Here is a 21192-nt window from a genome sequence, read left to right as displayed (position 1 = left end):
GCAAATGGGACTTTTGCCGCCACTGGTGACTAGGTGGCTCCGCAGATTGCAGGCGAAGGCCGATTGCAACCGGCTGCTGCCCGCGGTTGAGTAAGGCCGGCATCTGCCAGTTCGAGCGGGGGGCGGCATGGCGCATGGCATGGCCCTCCACGTTTCCCTCTTCCTCGCCGCTTGCGGTTTCGCGCTGCTGGCGCCGACGCCGGCCCACTCCGGCGCCTGGACGCAGCCGAAGGGCAAGGGCCAGGTGATCGTCAGCGGCCTCTATAGCGAGGCGCTGGAGGCGTTCGACGGCAAGGGCCGCGGGGGCGCCATTCCGGTCTTCCACAAGGCGGAGCTCAGTGTTAACGCCGAATACGGTCTCGCCGAGGGGCTGACCGCGATCGCGCGAACGGAGATGAAGACGGAGGCCGCGGGCACGCCGATGGCGCTGGAGGATGCCCGTTTCGGTCTCTCTGGGCTCGGCGCGCGCCTGCGACTCTTTGAGGGTGACGGCACCGTTCTGTCGATCGAGGCAATGGGCCTTCTGCCGACGGGGCAGGGCGCCCGGCGGTGGGAGGGCGACCCGGACGCCGAGATCGACCTGCGGCTCCTTGCCGGCCATGGCTTCATGCTCGGCGACTGGAGCGGCTTTGCCGACCTCCAGGGTGCCTATCGCCTGCGTCCCGGGGCCGAGGCGGACGAAATCCGCGGCGACGTGACGTTGGGTCTTCGGCCGCGCCCGCGGCTTCTCTGGATGGCGCAGAGCTTCAACACGTTCTCGGTCGGGCACGCCGGCGACCATCGCGAGCACAAGGCCGAGGTGAGCGTCGTCTACGATCTGACGCGCAGCCTCTCGGTGCAAGTCGGGGGCATCGCCACCGTCGCCGGCGCCAACGCCTTGCGCGAGCGGGGTGTGATCACGGCCCTCTGGCTGCGCTTCTGACGTTTTTTCCCGGCGTCTTTCCCCAGCGTCGGCACCAAGACGTCCCGGTTCATCGGCCGAGGAAGCCATTTCCGTCGTTGGCTAGGATGAACCGACACGCAGCAGAATGTTCTAGCCGGCGCGCTGACGCTCGTGCTCGAGCACGGCGAGAAATGCCTCGCCATAGCGTTCGAGCTTGGCCTGGCCGACGCCCGGCAAGGCGATCATCGCGTCCAGGCTGTCGGGCGGGGTCAGCGCCATCGCCTTCAGCGTCGTGTCCTGGAACACGACATAGGGCGGCACGCCTTGCGCCTTGGCGATCTTCGTCCGCTCGGCCCGCAGCGCGTGGAATAGCGCCTGTGCCTCCGCCGGCAGGTCGACCGCCGCGGGGCTGGTCGATCGCCGCGCCTCGGTCGCCTTGCGCGGCCGGTCCTTGCGCAAGGTGATCTGCCGCTCGCCGCGGAACACGTCGCGTGCGCCCTCGCCGAGCTTCAGGGCACCGTGCGACTCGTGGTCGACGACCAGCAGGCCGCTGGCGGTGAGCTGTCGCAGCACCGACTGCCAGATCTTGGCATCCACCGCCTTGCCGGCGCCGAACACCGCCTGGTTCTCATGGCCGAAGCGCAGCACCTTCTCCGTCGCCTTGCCGGTGAGGACGTCGACGACGTGGCCGGCGCCAAACCGCTGGCCGGTGCGGTAGACCGCCGCCATCGCCTTCACCGCCGCATCGGTGCCGTCGAAGGTCTCGACCGGCGACCGGCAGGTGTCGCAATTTCCGCAGGCGTGGTCGTAGACCTCGCCGAAATAAGCGAGCAGCGCCTGACGCCTGCAGCCGGTGGTCTCGCAGAGGCCGAGGAGGGCGGTGAGCTTGCCGCGCTCGACGCGCTTCACCTCGTCGGGCGCCTGGCCGTCGTCGATCATCCGCCGGCGCTGCACCACGTCGCCCATGCCGTAGCTCATCCACGCATCGGCGGGCGCGCCATCACGGCCGGCGCGACCGGTCTCCTGATAGTAGGCCTCGATCGAGGAGGGGAGGTCGAGATGCGCGACGTAGCGCACGTCCGGCTTGTCGATGCCCATGCCGAAGGCGACGGTGGCGACGAGGCAGAGGTTCTCCTCTTTGAGGAAGGCATCCTGGTGCGCGCCGCGCTTCGAAGCGTCCATGCCGGCGTGATAGGGCAGCGCGCGAATGCCTTGCGCCGACAGCCAGGACGCGGTGTCGTCGACTTTCGCCCGCGACAGGCAGTAGACGATGCCGCTGTCGCCCTCGTGCTCTGCGAGGAACTTCAGCAGCTGGGATTTCGCATTGTCGCGCTCGACGATGGAATAGCTGATGTTCGGCCGGTCGAAGCTCGAGGAGAAGACGCGGGCGTCGCCGAGATCGAGGCGCTCGATGATGTCGGCGCGGGTCATCGGATCGGCCGTCGCCGTCAGCGCGATGCGCGGCACGCCTGGAAAGAGTTCGCCGAGATGCGAGAGTTCTCGGTAGTCCGGCCGAAAATCATGGCCCCACTGGCTGACGCAGTGCGCCTCGTCGATGGCGATGAGGGCAACCTTCGCGTCCTGCAGCATGCGGCGAAAGCCCGATGTGGAAGCACGTTCGGGTGCGACATAAAGAAGATCGAGCGTCCCGTCGGCGACCTGGCGGCGGATGTCGGCGGCCTCGTCCGGCGAGATCGACGAGTTCAGCGCGGCGGCGGCAACGCCGGCCTGGCGCAGCGCCTCCACCTGGTCGCGCATCAAGGCGATCAGCGGCGAGACAATGATCGCGACGCCCGGACGGCAGAGCGCCGGCACCTGGTAGCACATCGACTTACCGGCGCCGGTCGGGAACAGCACGACGGCATCGCCGCCGGACGTCACGTGCCGCACGACGTCTTCCTGCTGCCCGCGAAACGCCGCATGGCCGAAAACGTCCTGCAGGACGTCGGAGGGATCCTTCAACTGGCCGTGCTCCTTGGCGCCGTCAGCGCGGTAATGTCTGCTGGAACCAGCGTCTTCAGCTGGGACCGGCACCGGGATAGGTCAAGCGTCCAAGCGGCGTCAACATCACCCCGTCGGCCTTCCCGCGGTGCCCCACACAGTCGCTCGATCCAGGGCGGAGGGTTTCAGGCGATACACGCCGCGGACCGCGCCTCGGCGGAAGGCGGGGCTCAGGCCGGCTTGTTGCTTTCCGGCTGGACCCTGTCTGCGCCGGCCTCGTAGTCGTCGGCGCCGATGACGTCGGCGAGTTCCTCGCTGCTGAGCCCGCGCGCCTGCTCGAAGGGCGCATCCGGTCGATCGCCCTGGGCGATGGTGGCCCAGCCGGACAGCCAGTCGCCATGGGCCGGAGATCCTTCAGCGTGCGGGCAGGCTTCCCTCGGCTGACCGTTGCGGGCGGCGGCCGCGCCTTCGTCTTTCGCATTGGTCGTCATGTCAGGTCCCTGCCTTGGTGGTGCGAGGTATTGTTGGTGGTGCGAGGTCTTGGCGGAGCGAACACCGCTGAAAACAGCGTTGTGGCCTCCGGTCGCGCCGGAGAGAGAGGGCGCCGATCGCGGAGGCCATAAGATTAGTCGCTGTGCCCGGCAAGTGCCATCCCGTGCCGTCTCCAAGCGAGCGCGGCCCCGGCGGAGGGCGATGGCGACGTCAGGATTTCGGCTGCGTCTCGACAAAGCTCGGCAGCGCCTCGATCCGCTGCCACCAGTCGGCAATGCCCTCCGACGCGAAGAGCGCGTCCTTGTCCGGCGTCATCGTGACGTAGGCGATGACCGGCGCGAGATAGAGGTTTGCGAGACTGAGCTCGCCGGCGATGAACGGCGAGGATCCGCGGATCTTCATGAGATAGTCGATCAGTTTCCGACCCGTCTCGATCCCAGACTTGCGCATCTCCTCATTCTTGCCGCCAACGAAGTCGGGGAAGAGGTGATAGGCGGCGACGCCGCCCACGAGGGCATTGTAGCCGTAGGAATCGATCAGGCCGATCGTCATGTCCATCCGCGCCCGATCGCGGGCATTGCCGGGGGTCAACGATTTTCCCGGCAGCACGTCGTCGAGATAGCGGGTGATCGCCGACGTCTCGATCAGGCGAAGGTCGCCGTGATCGAGCACCGGTACCTTGCCGAAAGGATGGCGCGCCAGATGCTCCGGCTTTTGTGGCTCTCCGGCGAGAACGTCGACGGGAACCTGCTCGTAGTCGGTGACGCCCTTTTCCGCGAGCAGCATCTTGACGGTTCGCACATAGGTGGAGCCGTCGAAGCCCCAGAGCGTGATGTCGGCCATTGTGTCTCTCCCTCGGCGTGATGAACGACACCAGTTTATAGGCCGGAGCGCCCGCGCGGCATCCCGCACACGCCGATGTGAGCGATCTCGCGGCCGGGCTTCTGGCGAGTTGCGGGGCGCACGAGGTTCGTTTCACCGGCACTGATTTCCCCTCTGGCCTCTGACGCCGGAATGTTGTAGGGAACCCCAAAGCGCGGTGGACCGGCTCGTCATGAGCCGACGCCTCCGATGGCTTCAGCCGAAGAACAGGCGGGCGGCAACGTCCGGTGACGCTCTTAGACTGAAGCCACGTCATGATGGCATTCGCTACCCTGACAGCAAGTTTTGTGCGAAATAGCGTCCGACGCTGCCGATGCGGCCGGACCTGTCTACGTTAGGATTTTTTTTTGAGAGTCGAAGTTCGCGACAACAACATCGATCAGGCCCTCCGCGTCCTGAAGAAGAAAATGCAGCGCGAAGGCGTGTTCCGCGAGATGAAGGCACGCTCGTTTTTCGAGAAGCCTTCGGAGAAGCGCGTTCGCGAGAAGGCCGCGGCCGTCAGCCGCGCCCGCAAGAACGCCCGCAAGCAGCTGCAGCGCGAAGGCCTGCTGCCGAGCCCGAAGAAGAAGGTGTTCGAGCGCGGCGCTCCCGCCCCTCGCACCTGATCCTTCCGCGCCTTTCGGGGCGCGTGGGCACTTGATCCATTTCAACAGCGGACACACCGAAGATCGGCTGCGATCCTCGGTGTGTCCGCTGTTGTCGTTTTCAGATTGCCCTGCCGACCGGCGGGGGTTTGTTATCACGGGCGCACGCGCCCGGTTCTAGAAGGAATATCCCATGGCCCAGACCGGCATCGTCAAGTTCTTCAACATGAGCAAGGGTTTTGGCTTCATCACCCCGGACAACGGCGGCGCCGACCTGTTCGTGCACATCTCGGCTGTCGAACAGTCCGGCATGTCCTCGCTCTCCGACAACCAGAAGGTCTCCTTCGACGCCGAGCCGGACACCCGCGGCAAGGGCCCGAAGGCCGTTAACCTCCAGGCGCTCTGAGACCTTCCGGGCCACCCGCCCGGTCCACTCGCGCAAAATGCGACCCGCTGGCAGCGATGCCGGCGGGTTTTTTATCGCCCGGACGGTGCAGGAACCGGCTGGCCGTCGCGCAAAATATCGTTGGCGGCACAAGGCTTTGCAGCGGGTTCACAAAACCGCCTCCGCCATGCAACTCCAAAGCGTTAACGCTCGTTAATCTGCGACCGCGCTCTCGGCGCCTTGCAGGAACATCAGATGATCATCTCCTCATCCCGCCGTCCCGCCACCACTGTTTCTGCTGCACCGATCTGGCAGATCATGGCTACCGCCGCCGCCATGATGATGGTGGGAGCGATGGTTTTCGTCTGAGCCAGGATGACCGAAGAGATGGTGTCAGCCGTGCTTGAAGAGCCTCCGCCAGTGTCGGCGGAACCCGACCTCGAGTTCTCGCCACTCGGCGGTCTCGTCACGCGCGACGAGCGGACGGTTCAGGTGCTGATCTTCAGAATCGTTGGCAGCGACGGGGGCTGGGCCATGGAGGTCGTGGATATCAACAACACGACGACGAGCTGGGACACGCTCTTCAAAACGGAGCGCGAGGCGTACGAGGAGTTCAACCTCGTTCTCGACGAGAAGGGGATTGCGGTCTTTCTCGGCCCGGACGAACTGGCGAACTAAGCTGCTATTTTTACCCGTCTGTCCGGCGAAACTGGTTTGCCCATGACAGATAGCCCTCGTGCCGGCAGGCGTTTTCGAACCTGCCGGCGGTCGCCTTATTCCTCGGCGTAGCTGTCGTCTTCCTCGTCGTCGTCCGACTTGAAGCCCTCGCGCCAGAGATCGAATTCATCCGTCCCCTTCTCGTAGGGATTGGCGGAGATGCGCTCGCCGTCGGAAGCGGCGATCTTGCCCTCTTCGAAGGGACCTGCGTCTGCGTTCGACATGAAATGATCCTGTATTTGGAGCCGTGATGCTCGCAGGAATCACCGAACCGGCCTGCGGTTCCCTCGCGAACGCAAAGCAGCAAAATCGTTTTCTAGAAAGTCGTCTGCTGCACCACGGCTGAGCGCTTCGAACGCTCTCCGAAGCGTCGCCTCGGGCCGGCGGACGGCTCCGGCGCGCCTTCCGAAGGCGATGCAGAAATGACGCACCATCAGAGGCTTAACCAGAAGCCCTCACGCCTGTTAAGCTTTTGTTAACCACGCCGGCGGCATCGTGTCCTTGTCCACCAAGGAGGCCAAGATGAGCAACCGATACGCACCGAACGAGGCGGTCTGTCCCATCCCGTACGAACTCCTGGCCTTGCTGCTGCGATCGAACGCCGAGCGGGTGAGGGAGGTGGTTCTGCAGTTGTCGCCGACCCATCGCGCGAGCCTTGCCGTCTTCGCCTTCGGCCGGTCGCACATGCGCTCGCTCGGCCTCGCCGTCGCATCGGCTTGCGACGAACACTCCCTGGCCGAGGTGGCAGGCGTTGCCGGCGAGGCTCTGTTCGAGCAGTCGCGCGGCGAACCAAGCCCTGAACTCGATACCGCCACCCGCCATCGCCGTCCGATCTCGCTCGCCCGCGTCGCCTGATACTGCCGTCCGCTTTCCGGCACCGTTCAGGCGAGCTTCGCCATGGTCAGGGGATCTCTCTCCCCATCGAAATACTGGTCGAGCGCCGCGCGGAAGATCGTCTCCTCCGGCACTGCCGCGGCGAACAGCGTCAACGACGAGCAAAACTTCACGTCGTCGGGCGTGCCGAAGATCGCGTGCGCGCTTCGCCCCTCCACCGCGCAGACGAGGCGCACCGCCTCCCGTAGCCGGGTGCCGAGAACGCTGTCGCCGAGATAGGCCCGCGCCTCCGCAAGCGAGCCGAGCGCAAAGCGCCGGGCCAGCTCGCTCTGGCCGAGGCCGGCGATCTGCGGGAACACGAACCACATCCAGTGGCTCGTCTTGCGCCCCTGCCGCAGTTCCGCAAACACCGCATCGATGACCGGATCCTGAGCCTCGACGTAGCGGCTGAAATCATAGGCGGCCATGGCTTTTCTCCGTTGAGCGGGAAGCGGGCGCTCCGGCACGCACCGCGTCCGGGGCGACTGTGCCTGAAGCGAGCGCCGTGAGAAACGTTTCCGGGGTCGCCGTGTGCCGACATCGGCAGGTCGGCAGGTAAAGCTCGGCAGGTATCTGGCGCAGGCGGACGAAAAAGGCATCCAAACGGCGGTGACGACGTTGTGCGGGCAGGACGAGCCGGACGCACCGTTCGGTTCGCTTGACCTTGCCGGTCCCTCCGGGGATCGGCCGACAGCCTGGAGAAGCCGCATGAAGATCCCCAAGGGAGCCACCGTCGCCGTCCTCGACGGCCAGAAGCTCAGCCTGTTCCACAACACCGGCGACGAGGCGAACCCTTCGCTGAAGGCGTCCGCCGTGCCGACGATCAACACCGACAACAAGAGCGGCGGCGTCGGCCACCCCAGCAGCTCGGCAAATCCCTCCGACAGCCAGCAGGACGAGGACGGCTTCACCGCCGGCATCGCCGATTACCTGAACAAGCAGGCGATCGAGGGCAAGATGAAGGACCTTGTCGTGATCGCAGCACCGCGCGCGCTTGGTGAACTGCGCAAGCACTATCATGCCAAGCTCAAGGACATCCTCGCTGGCGAGCTCTCCAAGGACCTGACGGGCCAGAGCAGCGATGCCATCGAGAAGGCCATCGCCGCCGCCTGATCTGGCAGTCTCGATCAAACGAGAAAGGATCGCGCCCGGCGCGGTCCTTTTTTTATGCGGCCATGAGGCGGCTCACCCGTGATGGCGGTCGCGACCGCTTTTCGGCGCCAGCCAAAGCGATCCGCCGCCGACGTCGATGGCGGCGACCGTCTGCTCCACCGTCGCCTCGACCACCGACAGATGCCGCAGCATCGCCTGCGCGGCGCCCTCGGGATTGCCGTCGATAATGGCGGAGACGACGAGGCCGTGTTCCCGCTGCGAGCTCTCGATCCGGTGCAGCGCCTCGAACTGCAGCCGCCGAAACGGCTGAAGGCGCCGCTGCACCGACTGCACCAGCCCTTCCAGAAAAGCATTGTGCGCGCCGGCATAGAGGCTCTGGTGGAAGCGGTCATTGTGCAGGCGGTAGGGCTCGATGGCGCCGGCTTCGACCAGTGCGGCGCCGTCCGCATGCAACACCGCCAGCGCATCGCGCTCAGTGCCGGTCATGGCTTCCGCCGACATGCGCGCGCAGAGAGCCTCGAGCTCGCCCATCACGCGGAACATGTCGTGCAGTTCCGCCTCCGATATCTCGGTCACCACCGTCCCGCGGTGCGGGCGCGAGCAGGCGAGCCCGATAGTTTCGAGCTGGCGGAGGGCCTCGCGGATCGGCGTGCGCGACACCGCGAACTCCTCGGCCAGCGATGTCTCGTCCAGCGCCTCGCCGGGCCGAAGAATGCCGTGCACGATCCGGTCCGACAGAACCTCGCGGATCATCTCGGCCTGGGTGCGTTTCGGCGTGGGCGGCTTGGAACGTCTGGCCATGGGATGCGTCAGGCCGGCTTGGCCTTCGACGCCACATAGGCCCGCCAGCCGCCGAACCCGGTCACCTCCAGCGCCCCCTCGACCGCGGCCGGCTCGCAGATGAAGCCGGACACCAGCGTGCCGTCCTCTAGCGTCAGCTTGCCGATGCCGAGCGGCTGCGGAATGCCGGCGACGAAGCGTCCGAAGCCCGCGGCGTCGAGCGACCAGACCTCGACCGCAAGCCCCGGGCCGTCGAACCCCGGCGCGCGGATGAGGCCGGGCTTCGACGGCACGGTGCCGGCGAGGGCGTAGAGGCGGTAGTCGCCGGCCGTCTTCGTCTCCCGCACGAGGCGGCCGCCGAGCGCCGTCAGCTCGCGGTTCAGCGGCATGCCGGTGAGATGCGCGCCGACCACCACGACGGGGAGGCGGTCGTCGGGCAATGCGGGCACGGTCGGCGGAACGAAGTCGCGGTCGAGACCGGCGCCGGTGCCGGCCGACGCATGGAGAAGCGCGGCGAACGGGGCGAGCGCCGCGTCGGTATCCTCCGGCGCAACCAGCTGCACGCCGAAGGGCAGACCGGCCGGCGTGAACCCCGCGGGCACGGCGATCGCCGCGCAGCCGAAGAAGTTGGCGAAATTGGTGAAGCGGCCGAAACGCGCGTTCAGCGCCACCGGATCGGCGCGCATGGCCTCGACGCTCTGGATGTCGGGCGAGGTCGGCAGCAGCAAGGCGTCGACCGCGGCCCAGCTGGCCTCGGCTTGCCGCCGGAAGGCTTCGAGCCGGTACTGCCCCTCGAATGCATCGACCGCGGTCATGCCGCGCGCCCGCTCGATGATGCCGCGCACCGTCGGATCGAAGGATTCCGGGTGGGTGTCGAGGAAGGCGGAGACGGCATGCAGCCGCTCGGCGACCCAAGGCCCCTCGTAGAGGAGCGCCGCCGCCTCGCGGAACGGCCGGTAGTCGAACTCGACGATCTCCGCCCCGGCCGCCCGGGCCCGATCGATCGCCGCGTCGTAGAGCGCGCGATAGGCGGCATTGCCGAAGAACTCGCGCTCGGCCTCGGCCGGAACGCCGAGCCGGAGCCTTGCCGGCAGCGGCACGGCACCGAAGCGGCGGGCGTAGATGTCTTCGGCATCAAACCCTTCCGCCACGCGCCGCGCCTCGTCGGCATCGGCAATCCCAGCGGCGAAGATTGTGACGACGTCGATCGAGCGGCAGGCCGGCACCACGCCGGTGGTGGGGATCCGGCCGGGCGAGGGTTTCAGGCCGACGATGTTGTTGAAGGCGGCGGGAACGCGGCCGGATCCGGCGGTGTCGGTCCCCAGTGAAAAGGCGGCGAGCCCCGCGGCCACGGCGACGGCCGAGCCCGAGGACGAGCCGCCGGAGACATACGCCTCGTCGAAGACGCAGCGCGGCGCGCCATAGGGCGAGCGCGTGCCGTTGAGGCCGGTCGCGAACTGGTCGAGATTGGCCTTGCCGACGAGGAGCGCGCCCGCCGCCACCAGCCGCGCCACCACGGTGGAATCGGCGTCGGCGATATAGGCGAAGTCCGGGCAGCCGGCGGTGGTCGGTAGGCCGGCGACGTCGATGTTGTCCTTGACGACGAAGGGCATGCCCCAGAGCGGCAGCGAATTCGGCTCCGCCGCCCGCGCCACCAGCGCACGGGCCGCCGCCCGCAGCGCGTCCGGCGCCACACGCGTGATGAAGACGGCGGGGTCGGCCGCATCGAGGCGCGGCAGCAGCGCCTCCACCAGCGCCAGCGGGGTCAGGCCATCGGCATAGGCCTGACGCAGCCGGGCGAAATCGAGGATGGGGGGAAGCTGGGTCATATCCGGACTTTCGGCATTGCAAGGCATGGGCTCAGGGCGCGGGCTGAAGGCAGAACCAAGGGTTGGGCCCGAGGGTTAAGCTTGGGGGACAAGCATGCGGGACAAGCATGGGCTGGGCACTGGCGGCGCCAGGAACGACTTCACTCCGGGTCCAGCAAGCGCACCGGCTCGGCCCAGGAGATCAGCACCGTGCAGCCTTCCTCCGACCAGACCCGGTGCCGGCTGCCGGTCCTGTTCAGGACGACGTCGCCGGTGCGGTAGGTTCCGTGCTCGTCGCTCTGGCTGCCCGACAGGACGCAGATCGTCTCGAGGCCCGTATGCTCGTGCCGGGGCACGGAGGCGCCCGGCCGGTAGCGCAGCAGCGCGATCGCCGGTCCGGTCCCCGCCTCGGCCCGCTGCAGGTGGCAGATCTCGACACCCTCGCGGAAGGGTTCATAGGCGGCCTCGGCGAACCCGCCGGTGAGGAGGGCCGGAAACAGCAACGGGACGCTCATGGCAAGGCCTCCAGAAGGGCGTCGACGGTCGCCGTCCAGCCGACGATCCCGCCTTGGGCGCGGATCATCTCCAGCGTCGCTTGCTTGAAGGCGGGAAAATAGCTGGCCGTCGCGTCTTCGGCGAGAATGCAGTCATAGCCACGGTCGTTCGCCTCGCGCATCGTCGTCTGGACGCAGACCTCGGTGGTCACGCCGGCGAGGACAAGCTGGGCAAGGCCAAGGCGCTCGAGCTCGGCGGTGAGAGGGGTCGCGTAGAAGGCGCCCTTGCCGGGCTTGTCGATGACGGTCTCGCCGGGCAGCGGCGTGAGGGCCGGTACGATCTCCGCGCCCGGCTCGCCGGCAATCAGGATCCGCCCCATCGGGCCGGGATCGCCGATGCGCTGCCCCGGCGTGCCGCGCGCGCGCTTGGCCGGCGGGCAGTCCGAAAGGTCCGGCAGGTGGCATTCGCGCGTGTGGATCACCGGCAGACCCGCGGCCCGGAAGCCGGCGATGAGCCGGGCCACGGCCGGCACGATGGCGTTGACCGGTCCGACGTCGTTGCCGAGACTCTCGCCGAACCCGCCGGGCTCGAGGAAGTCGCGCTGCATGTCGATGACGACAAGGCCGATGCGCCGCGCGTCGAGCGGGAAGGGCGAGGGCAAAGCGGAAGCGACCAGCATCACGCGTGCCCCGCCATGGCGCGGCCGATCACATAGGGATCGGCGCCGGCGCCGCCTGGGGTCTCGAACACGATGCGGCCCTCGAACATCACCAGGATCCGGTCCGACAGGGCGACGACCTCGTCGAGATCCTCGGAGACGAGAAGCACCGCGGTGCCGCGGTTGCGGGCGGCGAGAATTTCCGCGCGGATGTCGGCGACGGCGCCGAAATCGAGGCCGAAGCAAGGATTGGCGACGACCAGCAGGTCGGTCTCGCCGTCGAGTTCGCGGGCGAGCACTGCCCGCTGCACGTTGCCGCCCGACAGCGTCGCGATCGGCGAGGACGGCGACTGCGTCTTCACCGAATAGGCCGCGATCAGCCGCTCGGCGGCCGCACGTACCGCGCTACGGTCGAGCAGCCGGCGGCGCCGGCCGGCGGTGTCGCGGTCGAACGAGCGGAAGGCGAGGTTGTCCGAGACGCTCATCGTCCCGACGCAGGCATTGCGCAGCGGCTCTTCCGGCAAGCAGCGCACCTTCATCGCCTGCGCCTCCCGGCGACTGGCGCGGTAGGGCTCGCCTTGCACGCTGAGCGCGCCTGAGGTGACGGGCGTCTGGCCGGAGAGCACCTCGACGAGCGTCGTCTGGCCGTTGCCGGAAATGCCGGCAATGCCGACGATCTCGCCGGCCGCGACCTGCAGATGCTCGATGCGGATCGCCCCGCGCTGGTCGGGAAGCCCGGCCTCCAGCGCTGCAGCTTCCAGCACCGCCGCCGAGGCCGGCATCTTGGCGCGCGCGGGAAAGTCGGTGAGGTCGCGCTCGCCGATCATCAACCGCGCCATCGCGTCGATCCCGAGATCGGCCACCCGGCCCTTTCCGACCTCGCGGCCCCGGCGCAGTACCGTCACCCGGTCGCAGAAGCCGGTGACCTCGGCGAACTTGTGGGTGATGAGAAGCACCGCCATGCCGCTGCTGCGGGCCAAATCTCGCAGGAAGGACAGCACCTCCTGCGCTTCGCCGGGCGTCAGCACCGAGGTCGGCTCGTCGAGCACCAGGACGCGCGAGCCGAGGTAGAGCTGTTTGAGGATTTCCGTCTTCTGCCGCTCGCCGGCCGACAGGCGGTCGACCGCCGTGTCCATCGGCACCTTCAGCGGCATCGTCGCCATGAAGCTCTCGAGCCGGCGCCGTTCGGCGGGCCAGTCGATGAAGGCGGGCACGTCGGCGCCGGCCATCACGAGGTTCTCGAGGACGGTCATCGAGGGCACCAGCGTGAAGTGCTGGTAGACCATGCCGATCCCCAGCCGGCGGGCGTCGCGCGGCGAGGCGATCGTCTGCTCCCGCCCGTCCAGCACCACGGCGCCTGCCTCCGGCCGGTAGTAGCCGAGGATGCATTTGACGAGGGTCGACTTCCCCGCCCCGTTCTCGCCGAGTAGCGCGTGGAACTCGCCGGGCATCAGCGCGATCGAGACGTCGTCGAGCGCGGTGAACGCGCCAAAACGCTTGGTGAGGCCGATCGCCTCCAGCAGCGGGCGCTCGGACGCCGGCGTGGCAGAAACGGCCACGGTCTCGGCGGGGCGGGAGAGAGCGCTCACGCCGCGGGTCCCGCCGGCGTGTCGGCGAGGCCGTCGATCAGCGCGGCGCTGGTCGCCACGGCACCGAAGACCCCGCCCTGCATCGTCACCATCTTGATCGCCGCGTCGTGGTTGCCCCTGTCGGTCGCCCCGCAGCAGTCCTCGAGGATGACGCATTCGAAGCCGCGGTCATTGGCCTCGCGCATCGTGGTGTGGACGCAGACGTCGGTGGTGATGCCGGTGAGGATGAGGTTGCGGATGCCGCGGGCATGGAGGATCAGCTCGAGGTCGGTCGCGCAGAACGAGCCCTTGCCCGGCTTGTCGATCACCACTTCGCCCGGCAGGGGCGCGAGCTCGGAAATGATCTCCCAGCCCGGCTCGCCGCGCACCAGGATGCGCCCGCAAGGCCCGTTGTCGCCGATCCCGGCGCCGATCTGCTGCGAGCGCCAGCGCTTGTTGGCGGGAAGGTCCGCAAGGTCCGGCCTATGCCCCTCGCGGGTATGGATGATCGAGTAGCCGCCGGCGCGCATGGCCTCGAGCACGGCCCGGATCGGCTCGATCGGCGCGCGGGTGAGCTGCAGGTCGTAGCCCATCTTGTCGACATAGCCGCCGACGCCGCAGAAGTCGGTCTGCATGTCGATGATGACGAGCGCCGTGTTGTCCGGCCGAAGGCTGCCGTCGAACGGCCAGCGGTAAGGGGTGGAGGCGATGGTCCGGTGCGGGGTGAGGGTGTCCACGGTCTCGTCTCCTCTCACTCGGCCGCAAGCTTCATCGGGCCGGCATAGAGGCGGGTCGGCGCCCGGAAGCCGCAGGGCGTGCCGTCTGTCACCTTCACCTCGTCCTCGTAGGGCAGGCGGTAGGTGCCGGCGACGAGGTCTTCCATGTAGGTGTACGGGCAATCGCCAGCGCCGCCCTTCACCGCGACATAGCCGCGATGGGCGAACTGGTAGGGGTTGTTCTCGACGCCCCAGCCGAGGCGGGCCTCGCGCACGAGGTCCGGGCGGACTTCGGCCGAAATGATCTCGTCGACCCGGCCGGAGGTGCCGTGCGCGATGACCGTGCCGTCGAAGTCGACGATCATGCCCTCGCCCATGGAATCGAACGAGCCGTCCGAGCCGCACATGCAGACATTGGCGGTGATCATCAGGTTGGAGAAGGCGTTGGCCTGGTTGGTGAAGCGCCAGGACTGGCGGATCGGCGCGGTGTAGCCGGCGGTGCGCAGCATGATCTCGGCGCCCTTGTAGGCGCACTCATGTGCCATTTCCGGGAACATGCCGTCATGGCAGATGATCAGCGCAAGCTTGGCGCCCTTCGGGCCGTCGATCACGGGAATGCCGAGATTGCCGGGCTCCCAGGGCTCGACCGGGACCCAGGGGTGGAGCTTGCGGTAGTTAAGGCGGATCTCGCCGGTGTCGTCGATGATCAGGCCTGTATTGTAGGGCATGCCGCCGGGGTTCAGCTCCATGATCGAGAAGCAGCCCCAGATCGCGTTGTCGCGGCAGGCTTTCGAGAAGGCTTCGACCTCAGGCCCGTCGATCCGGCACATGATCTCCGGATTGGTGTCCATGGAGAGGCCGTGCAGCGCGTATTCCGGGAAGACGACGAGGTCCATGGTGCCGAGATTGCGCCGGGCCTTGGCGACCATCTCGACAATCCTCGCCGTCTGCCGGGCGAGATCCGCGGGGGTGACCACGGTCGGCAATTGCAGCTGCACGCAGCCGATGACGACGCCGTGTTCCGACTTGTTCAGTCCGCCGAGACCGTTCATGCGGGTTGCTCCTATTTGGTGATGGACAGCTCGCGCGGGGCGCCTTCGAGGGCGCGCCGCGGCGAGGAGGTGAGGATGAGGATGGCAAGGGTCAGGACGTAAGGGGCGGCGTAGAAGAGGTAGTAGCCGCCGGTGACGCCGACCGACTGGAGCGCCGGGCCGAGCGCGCCGGCCCCGCCGAAGAGCAGGGCCGCCGCAAAGCAGGCGACCGGATTCCACCGCGCGAAGATGACGAGCGCGACGGCGATGAGGCCCTGGCCCTGCGAGATCCCCTCGTTCCAGGAGCCGGGATAGTAGAGCGAGAGATAGGCCCCCGCGACGCCGGCCATGAAGCCGCCGAAGGCGGTGGCGAGGATCCGCACCGGCAGGATCGCGTAGCCCATGGCGCGGGCGGCATCCGCGCTGTCGCCGACCATCCGCAGCACGAGGCCGATGCGGGTGCGGCGGAAGACGAAGCCGAGGCCGAAAGCGATGGCGATGCCGATCGGGAACAGCGGGCTGATCTGCAGCGCCGCCTTCACCGCCGGCTGGCTGGTCCAGAAGCCGAGGTCGATCGACGGCAGCATGGGCGCGGCCGGCTGGATCAGCGGCTTGCCGAAGAAGAAGGCGAGGCCCATGCCGAACAGCATCAGCGCGATGCCGACCGCGATGTCGTTGACGTTGCGCAGCGAGCAGAGCGCGCCGTGCAGCAGGCCGAACAGCACGCCGCAGAGACCGGCTGCGAGCACCCCGAGCCAGGGCGAGCCGGTATAAAGCGAGCCGCCATAGCCGGCCATCGCGCCGAAGACGAGCGTGCCCTCGAGCCCGAGGTTGATGCGGCCACTCTTTTCCGTGACGCATTCGCCGAGGCTGACGAAGAGGAACGGGACGGAGACGCGGATGGCGCCGCCGAGGATCGCGACGGCGACGCTCCAGAGGCCGAGATCGCCGCTCATGCCGAGGCTCCCGTCATTCTGCCGCGGCGGCGCACAAGGCGTCCCGCAAAGGTCTCGGAGACGAGGATCGACAGGAAGAGCACGCCTTGCAGCACCAGCATGGTGGCGTCCGGCAGGCCCATCCGCCGCTGCACCAGCCCGCCGGAAGCCTCGATGCCGCCGATCAGGATCGCCATTGGGATGATCGCGAGCGGGTTCTGGCGGGCGAGAAAGGCGACAAGGATGCCGGTATAGCCGTAGCCGGCGATGAGCGAGGCATTTGCCGAGCCTTGCACGGCGGCGACGTCGATCATGCCCGCGAGCCCCGCCGCCGCGCCACCGGCGACGGCGAAGGCGACGATCAGCCGGCCGACCGGCAAGCCTTGCACGGCCGCGGCCCGCGCATTGCCGCCGGCGATGCGGGCGGCAAAGCCGAAGGTCGTGCGCTGGATGACGAAGGCGGCGGCAAGGCAAGCGACGACGCCGACCGCAAACCCCCAGTGGACGTCGATCCCCGGTATCGTCCCAAGCTTCAGCTCGGGCCCAAGCGGCGCGGTCGAGGGCTTGTTCAGCGAGGCGGGGTCGCGCAGCGGTCCTTCCACCAGATGGTTGAAGACGGCGATGGCGATATAGGCGAGGAGCAGCGACGAGATCGTCTCATTGACGCCGCGCCGGTGCCGCAGCCAGCCGGCAAGCCCGATCCACACCCCGCCGGCCGCCATGCCGCAGGCGGCCATGACGAGCCAGGCGAGCGGGGCGGGGACGCCGGCCATCAGCGAGCCGCTGGCCGCCGCGGCAAGGCCGCCCAGCACGAAGGCGCCCTCGCCGCCGATGACGACGAGGCCAAGCTGCGCCGGCAAAGCGACGCAGAGCGCGGTGAGGAGCAGCGGCGCCGCGCGCTGCAGCGTGTTCGCGACCGAGAAGGCGGTGCCGAAGCCGCCGCGCCAGACCAGCTGGAAGAACTCGGCCGGCGACTTTCCGAGCGCCGCGATGAAGACCGCGAAGACCGCAAAGCCCACGAGGATGGCGAGGACCGGCAAGGCCACGGCCTCGATCCGCCGGGCCGCGGCCTCGGACAGCGCGGGGCCGCCGAGCCGGGCCACCGGGGAGGAGAGGGGTAGGGTCATATTGCCGGTCCCGCTCTCGCTCAGTTCGTCGAGCCGGTGACGCCCTCGACGAGGTAGTCCATGCTCTCCAGCTCGATCGCGGTCTCGGGATAGCGGGCGCCGGCAGCGACGACCTCCTTGCCCTTGTTGTCCTTCAGCGGTCCCTGGATGACGGCATAGCCGCCTTTCATCATCTCGGCCCGCACCGCGTCAGCCTGTTTGCGGGCGGGCTCGCCGACCATCGCGCCGTAGGGGCTCGACTTGACGAAGCCTTCCGCCAGGCCGCCGCGCAGGAAGTTCGGCAGCGCCTCGCCGGCCTGCGCCTTCTCGACGAAGGAGCGGTAGACATCCTCCCAGTTCCACTCGGCGCCCGTCAGGTAGTGATCAGGCGCGAGCGCTGCCTGGCTGGTGTGGTAGCCGCAGACGAAGGCGCCGCGGCCGGCGGCCGTCTGCGTCAGCACCTTCGGGCCGTCGACATGGCTGGTGATGACGTCGATGCCCTGGTCGACCAGCGCGTTGACGGCTTCCGCCTCCTTCACCGGCATCGACCAGTCGCCGGTGAAGATCACCTGCGTGGTGATCGAGGGATCGACCGAGCGGGCGCCGAGGGTGAAGGAGTTGATGTTCAGCAGCACCTGCGGGATCGGCTTTGCCGCGATGAAGCCGAGCTTCTTCGACTTCGTCTGGTGGGCGGCGATGATGCCGGAGAGATACTGCGCCATGCCGATATAACCGAAATAGGAACCGGCATTCTTCGGGTCCTTGTCGCTCCAGAGGCCACCGCAATGGCGGAACTGGACCTCGGGATTGGCGGCGGCGACGTCGAGCACGAAGGGCTTGTAGTAGCCGAACGAGGTCGGGAAGATCAGCTTTGCGTCGTCGAGCTCGACCATCGACTGCATCGAGCGCACCACTGCCTCGCTCTCCGGCACGTTCTCCTCCTCGAGCACCGTGACGCCGGCCATCGCCTTCACTGCGGCGGCACCCTGCGCATGCGCCTGGTTGTAGCCGAAATCATCCTTCGGCCCGACGTAGAGGAAGCCGATCGTCAGGTCTGCGGCACGGGCCGGTCCCGTCCGCAGGATGAGCGGGCTGGCCGCGAGAGCGGCGGCGCCGGTGAGGAACTGGCGGCGGTGAAGCGGGAGGAGAGCCATGGCAAAATCCAATCTCGGGGTCCGATATCGAGATTGCATGCAATGACCGTGCCAACGCCGCATCCGGCTGTATTGTCTGGATAATTATTGGTTTGGGAGGAGGGCGCCGATCTTCTCCTGCTTGTTTTGTAAGCAGACACAGGCGCGATCGCCGGCCGCTTGTGCAGTGCGGCAAGTTGGACGAGTCCTGGCTGAGGCGGCGGGTCGTCTTGCCTGATGACGATGGTGGGGGATGCCCGCGCCGGCGGGTGGGAACTGCGCCGGCCTTGTGTATGCTCCAGCGATTCGGGCGGCCGACGGCACCCCTTCTCGCCGCGCCACGGCCGGCGGCCCGCTCCCCTCGTTACAGGAAGCCGATGTGCCCTTGACCACCCTGCTGACGGCGCCATCGTGCCGCGAATTTGCTTCGGCCGAAGGCCGCCAGCTTCCGTCCGCGGGCCCTGTCGCTTGATCCCGGACCGGCGCCTGATCGACTGTGCCGGGGTGATCGGCGCGCCGGCGCTCGCCGCCACGCTGCCGGCGCGCCTGGAAATCTCCGGTGGGTCGATCGTGGCGGTCGCCGCCTCCGCCGGCTTGGCCGAAGGCGGGAAGCCGTCGCGCCGCGTCGCGATGCCGGTGCTGGCCAACGCGCATGATCATGCGCGGCCGGTGCGGGCCAGTTCCTTCGGGGCGGGCGGCAAGCCGCTCGAGCTCTGGCTCAGCCATCTCGCGCTGCTGCCGCACGTCGATCCCTATCTGTCGGCCTGCGCCTCGCTCGGCCGCAGCGTCCTCGGCGGCGCCGGTGCGGTGATGGTGCACCACACGCGGTTCCAGAGCGTCGACGCCCTCCCGCAGGAGGCGGCCGAGACCGCGCGGGCGGCCCGCGACATCGGGGTGCGCATCGGCTTCGCCCCGGCGCTGCGCGACATCAACCCGCTGGTCTACGGCCCGGCCGATCCGGTTCTGGCAGCGCTTCCGCCGCCGGCGCGCGCCGCCATCGCCCGGCGGATCGCGGCGCCGCCGCCGACCGTCGCCGAGCATTTGCGGCTGGTCGACGACACCGCTGCGGCGGTCGGGGACGGGGCTTGCGTGCAATAAGGACCCGCCGGCCCGCAATGGTGCAGCCCGGCACTCCTCGAGGCGGTCGCGGAGGCCTCGGCGCTGACCGGGCGCCGCGTGCACATGCATCTCCTCGAAACCCGCTACCAGCGGGCCTGGGCCGACGCCGCCTATCCGCGAGGCCTCGTCGCTTTTCTCGCCGAGATCGGTCTCCTGTCGCCGCGCCTGACGCTGGCGCACTGCACCTATGCCCGGCCGGACGAGCTGGCCCTGATCGCCGAGAGCGGCGCGACGATCGCCGTCAACACCAGCTCCAACCTGCAGATCCGCTCTGGCATCGCGCCGGTCGGCGACATGGTCCGGGCGGGATGCCGCATCGCCCTCGGGCTCGATGGCCTGGCGCTCGACGAGGACGACGACGCCTTGCGCGAAATGCGGCTTGCCAACCTCCTGCACCGCGGCTGGGGGTTCGACGAGGTCATCGCGCCCGAAGCGCTTCTCGACATGGCCATGCGGAACGGCCGGGCCTCGATCACCGGCTTTGACGCCGGCGGGCGGATCGCCGCGGGGGAGCCCGCCGATCTCCTGCTGCTCGACCTCGACCGGCTGGATGCCGACGCGCTCCTGCCGTGTTCCGATCCGCTCGACCTGCTGCTCGCCCGGGGCGTGAAGGCCGATATCGCGGAGATGATCGTCGGCGGTCGCAGCATCCTCGCCGAAGGCCGGCTGACCGGCATCGACCACCCTGCCGCGCAGCGCGAACTGATGGACCGGCTGCGGCACGGCATCGGCGCATCCGCCGACCTCGCCGCCGCTCTGCCGCATCTCGAGACGGCCTTGGGCGCCCATTTCAACGCCTCGCCTTGCTGCTGACGTTGCGCCGGCCTCCCGCCGGCAGCCTGACCCGAGGAGACCGACCGTGACCGCTTCCGTCGCCCGCCTTCACCGCGTGCCCGCCGCCGCCCCCGACGATGTCTCGGGTCTCCAGGCGCTCGTGCGTGCCGGCCGGCTCGATCCCGCCGGCATCGTCGCCATCCTCGGCAAGACCGAGGGCAATGGCTGCGTCAACGACTTCACCCGCGGCTTTGCCATCCGCGCCCTGACGGATTTTCTCGAAGCCGAGATCGGCGAGGCCGCCGCCCGCGTGGTCCTCGTGATGTCCGGCGGCACGGAAGGCGCGCTCAGCCCGCACTGGCTGGTGTTCGAGCGGACGGACGACGCCGAGACGTCGGGGGCCGGCGGCATGTCGCTGGCGCTCGGCGCCGCCATCACGCCCGACCTGCTGCCCGAACAGATTGGCCGGATGGCGCAGGTCGATGCGGTCCGCGCCGGCGTCGCCGCCGCGATGGCGCAAGCCGGGATCATCGATCCCGCCGACGTGCACTTCGTCCAGATCAAGTGCCCGCTGCTGACCTCGGCCCGGATAACGGAAGCGGCCGGGCGCGGCGCCGCCTGCGCCACCGGCGATACGCTGAAGTCGATGGGCCTGTCGCGGGGCGCGAGCGCGCTCGGCGTCGCGCTGGCGCTCGGCGAGGTCGACGCCGCAGTGCTCGACGACAGCCGGATCGGGGCCGGCATGGATCTCTATTCCGGCCGCGCCAGCACTTCGGCCGGGATCGAGCTGATGGGGCACGAGATCCTCGTCCTCGGCATGAGCGCAGGCTGGCGCGGGCCGCTGGCGATCGATCACGCGGTGATGACCGACGCGATCGATGCGGAACCCGTGCGCGCGGCGATGGCCCGGCTCGACATTCCCGCTGGCGCCGGCTTCCGGGCCTTGCTCGCCAAGGCGGAGGCCTCGCGCAGCGGCCGGGTGCGCGGCAGCCGGCACACCATGAACGACGACAGCGACATCTCGGCCACCCGCCATGCCCGCGCCTTCGTCGCCGGCGTGCTTTCCGGCCTCGTCGGCACGACCGAGATCTTCGTTTCCGGCGGGGCCGAGCACCAGGGCCCGGACGGCGGCGGTCCCGTCGCAATCATCGCCGAGCGGATGCTGACGGCTCGTTGATCGCGCCCACCCTGCCGAGGGC

General features: G+C 68.6%; 23 protein-coding genes and 1 pseudogene. 9 read left to right on the top strand and 15 right to left on the bottom strand.

Annotation, left to right across the window (positions count from 1 at the left end):
* The first annotated feature begins 139 nt into the window (after positions 1-139).
* Positions 140-922, top strand: coding sequence for a hypothetical protein (locus ACZL02_RS18085; RefSeq protein WP_472940280.1), 783 nt, complete (start codon positions 140-142; stop codon positions 920-922).
* Between the two features lie 111 nt (positions 923-1033).
* On the opposite strand, the gene recQ is transcribed toward ACZL02_RS18085, so the two are convergent.
* The 3 genes from recQ to ACZL02_RS18070 all read right to left on the bottom strand — a co-directional run bounded on the left by recQ (position 1034) and on the right by ACZL02_RS18070 (position 4159).
* Entirely contained in the window at positions 1034-2845 is a 1812-nt protein-coding gene (gene recQ / locus ACZL02_RS18080) for a DNA helicase RecQ (protein ID WP_472940279.1), read from the bottom strand.
* Positions 2846-3054: 209 nt separating this feature from the next.
* Positions 3055-3492 carry a ribosome modulation factor gene (locus tag ACZL02_RS18075; protein WP_472940278.1) on the bottom strand — a complete coding sequence of 146 codons (438 nt, stop codon included), beginning with the start codon at positions 3490-3492 and terminating at the stop codon, positions 3055-3057.
* 34 nt (positions 3493-3526) lie between these two features.
* Complete coding sequence (locus ACZL02_RS18070) at positions 3527-4159, bottom strand: glutathione S-transferase family protein (RefSeq protein ID WP_472940277.1); 633 nt, start codon at positions 4157-4159, stop codon at positions 3527-3529.
* Positions 4160-4545: 386 nt separating this feature from the next.
* Between ACZL02_RS18070 and rpsU the strand changes: the two genes are divergently transcribed.
* From rpsU to ACZL02_RS18055, 3 genes are all read left to right on the top strand, one after another.
* Positions 4546-4803, top strand: coding sequence for a 30S ribosomal protein S21 (rpsU, locus tag ACZL02_RS18065; RefSeq protein ID WP_472932165.1), 258 nt, complete (start codon positions 4546-4548; stop codon positions 4801-4803).
* A gap of 172 nt (positions 4804-4975) precedes the next feature.
* Positions 4976-5188 carry a cold-shock protein gene (locus ACZL02_RS18060; protein WP_472940276.1) on the top strand — a complete coding sequence of 71 codons (213 nt, stop codon included), beginning with the start codon at positions 4976-4978 and terminating at the stop codon, positions 5186-5188.
* Between the two features lie 354 nt (positions 5189-5542).
* Positions 5543-5845 carry a hypothetical protein gene (locus tag ACZL02_RS18055; protein WP_472940275.1) on the top strand — a complete coding sequence of 101 codons (303 nt, stop codon included), beginning with the start codon at positions 5543-5545 and terminating at the stop codon, positions 5843-5845.
* A 95-nt stretch (positions 5846-5940) separates the two neighbouring features.
* On the opposite strand, the gene ACZL02_RS18050 is transcribed toward ACZL02_RS18055, so the two are convergent.
* Complete coding sequence (locus ACZL02_RS18050; protein ID WP_472932168.1) at positions 5941-6108, bottom strand: hypothetical protein; 168 nt, start codon at positions 6106-6108, stop codon at positions 5941-5943.
* Between the two features lie 298 nt (positions 6109-6406).
* Between ACZL02_RS18050 and ACZL02_RS18045 the strand changes: the two genes are divergently transcribed.
* Positions 6407-6739, top strand: coding sequence for a hypothetical protein (locus tag ACZL02_RS18045; RefSeq protein WP_472940274.1), 333 nt, complete (start codon positions 6407-6409; stop codon positions 6737-6739).
* A 26-nt stretch (positions 6740-6765) separates the two neighbouring features.
* Here ACZL02_RS18045 and ACZL02_RS18040 read toward each other — a convergent pair whose 3' ends face one another.
* Positions 6766-7185: a DUF1810 domain-containing protein gene (locus tag ACZL02_RS18040; RefSeq protein ID WP_472940273.1), complete on the bottom strand. Its 420-nt coding sequence runs from the start codon at positions 7183-7185 to the stop codon at positions 6766-6768.
* A 280-nt stretch (positions 7186-7465) separates the two neighbouring features.
* On the opposite strand from ACZL02_RS18040, the gene ACZL02_RS18035 reads away from it, so the two are divergent.
* Positions 7466-7870 (top strand): host attachment family protein, encoded by a 405-nt coding sequence (locus ACZL02_RS18035; protein ID WP_472940272.1) that lies wholly within the window; start codon positions 7466-7468, stop codon positions 7868-7870.
* A 72-nt stretch (positions 7871-7942) separates the two neighbouring features.
* Here the strand turns inward: ACZL02_RS18035 and ACZL02_RS18030 are convergent, their stop codons facing one another.
* The 10 genes from ACZL02_RS18030 to ACZL02_RS17985 form a co-directional block, all read right to left on the bottom strand.
* On the bottom strand, positions 7943-8671 hold the full coding sequence (locus ACZL02_RS18030) for a GntR family transcriptional regulator (protein ID WP_472940271.1): 729 nt from the start codon (positions 8669-8671) through the stop codon (positions 7943-7945).
* A gap of 8 nt (positions 8672-8679) precedes the next feature.
* The gene (atzF, locus tag ACZL02_RS18025; protein ID WP_472940270.1) at positions 8680-10479 is read right to left on the bottom strand and encodes an allophanate hydrolase; all 1800 of its coding nucleotides are present in this window, start codon (positions 10477-10479) and stop codon (positions 8680-8682) included.
* Positions 10480-10619: 140 nt separating this feature from the next.
* Positions 10620-10973 carry a cupin domain-containing protein gene (locus ACZL02_RS18020; RefSeq protein ID WP_472940269.1) on the bottom strand — a complete coding sequence of 118 codons (354 nt, stop codon included), beginning with the start codon at positions 10971-10973 and terminating at the stop codon, positions 10620-10622.
* Positions 10970-11632 carry a cysteine hydrolase family protein gene (locus ACZL02_RS18015; protein WP_472940268.1) on the bottom strand — a complete coding sequence of 221 codons (663 nt, stop codon included), beginning with the start codon at positions 11630-11632 and terminating at the stop codon, positions 10970-10972. Before ACZL02_RS18015 ends, ACZL02_RS18020 begins: the two co-directional genes overlap by 4 nt.
* Entirely contained in the window at positions 11632-13170 is a 1539-nt protein-coding gene (locus tag ACZL02_RS18010) for an ABC transporter ATP-binding protein (RefSeq protein WP_472940377.1), read from the bottom strand. Before ACZL02_RS18010 ends, ACZL02_RS18015 begins: the two co-directional genes overlap by 1 nt.
* Before the next feature lie 26 nt (positions 13171-13196).
* Complete coding sequence (gene biuH, locus ACZL02_RS18005) at positions 13197-13916, bottom strand: biuret amidohydrolase (RefSeq protein ID WP_472940267.1); 720 nt, start codon at positions 13914-13916, stop codon at positions 13197-13199.
* 14 nt (positions 13917-13930) lie between these two features.
* Positions 13931-14947: a formamidase gene (locus ACZL02_RS18000; protein ID WP_472940266.1), complete on the bottom strand. Its 1017-nt coding sequence runs from the start codon at positions 14945-14947 to the stop codon at positions 13931-13933.
* Between the two features lie 11 nt (positions 14948-14958).
* A complete protein-coding gene (locus ACZL02_RS17995; protein WP_472940265.1) occupies positions 14959-15882 on the bottom strand; it encodes an ABC transporter permease in 924 nt (307 codons plus the stop codon).
* Complete coding sequence (locus ACZL02_RS17990) at positions 15879-16988, bottom strand: ABC transporter permease (protein ID WP_472940264.1); 1110 nt, start codon at positions 16986-16988, stop codon at positions 15879-15881. The genes ACZL02_RS17995 and ACZL02_RS17990 overlap by 4 nt, the downstream gene beginning before the upstream one ends.
* Positions 16989-17008: 20 nt before the next feature.
* Positions 17009-18121, bottom strand: coding sequence for a BMP family ABC transporter substrate-binding protein (locus ACZL02_RS17985; protein WP_472940263.1), 1113 nt, complete (start codon positions 18119-18121; stop codon positions 17009-17011).
* A 447-nt stretch (positions 18122-18568) separates the two neighbouring features.
* On the opposite strand from ACZL02_RS17985, the gene ACZL02_RS17980 reads away from it, so the two are divergent.
* The 3 genes and pseudogenes from ACZL02_RS17980 (at position 18569) to atzD (ending at position 21170) form a co-directional block, all read left to right on the top strand.
* Positions 18569-19198, top strand: a complete 630-nt coding sequence (locus ACZL02_RS17980; RefSeq protein ID WP_472940262.1) for a hypothetical protein — start codon at positions 18569-18571, stop codon at positions 19196-19198.
* A 15-nt stretch (positions 19199-19213) separates the two neighbouring features.
* Positions 19214-20032 (top strand): annotated as a pseudogene (locus ACZL02_RS17975) (amidohydrolase family protein); the annotation flags it as partial.
* Between the two features lie 46 nt (positions 20033-20078).
* Positions 20079-21170: a cyanuric acid amidohydrolase gene (gene atzD, locus ACZL02_RS17970; RefSeq protein ID WP_472940261.1), complete on the top strand. Its 1092-nt coding sequence runs from the start codon at positions 20079-20081 to the stop codon at positions 21168-21170.
* Positions 21171-21192: the final 22 nt, after the last annotated feature.

It is taken from the genome of Mesocryomonas fontinalis, assembly GCF_055730125.2.
This window is presented reverse-complemented; position numbering and strand designations above follow the sequence as displayed.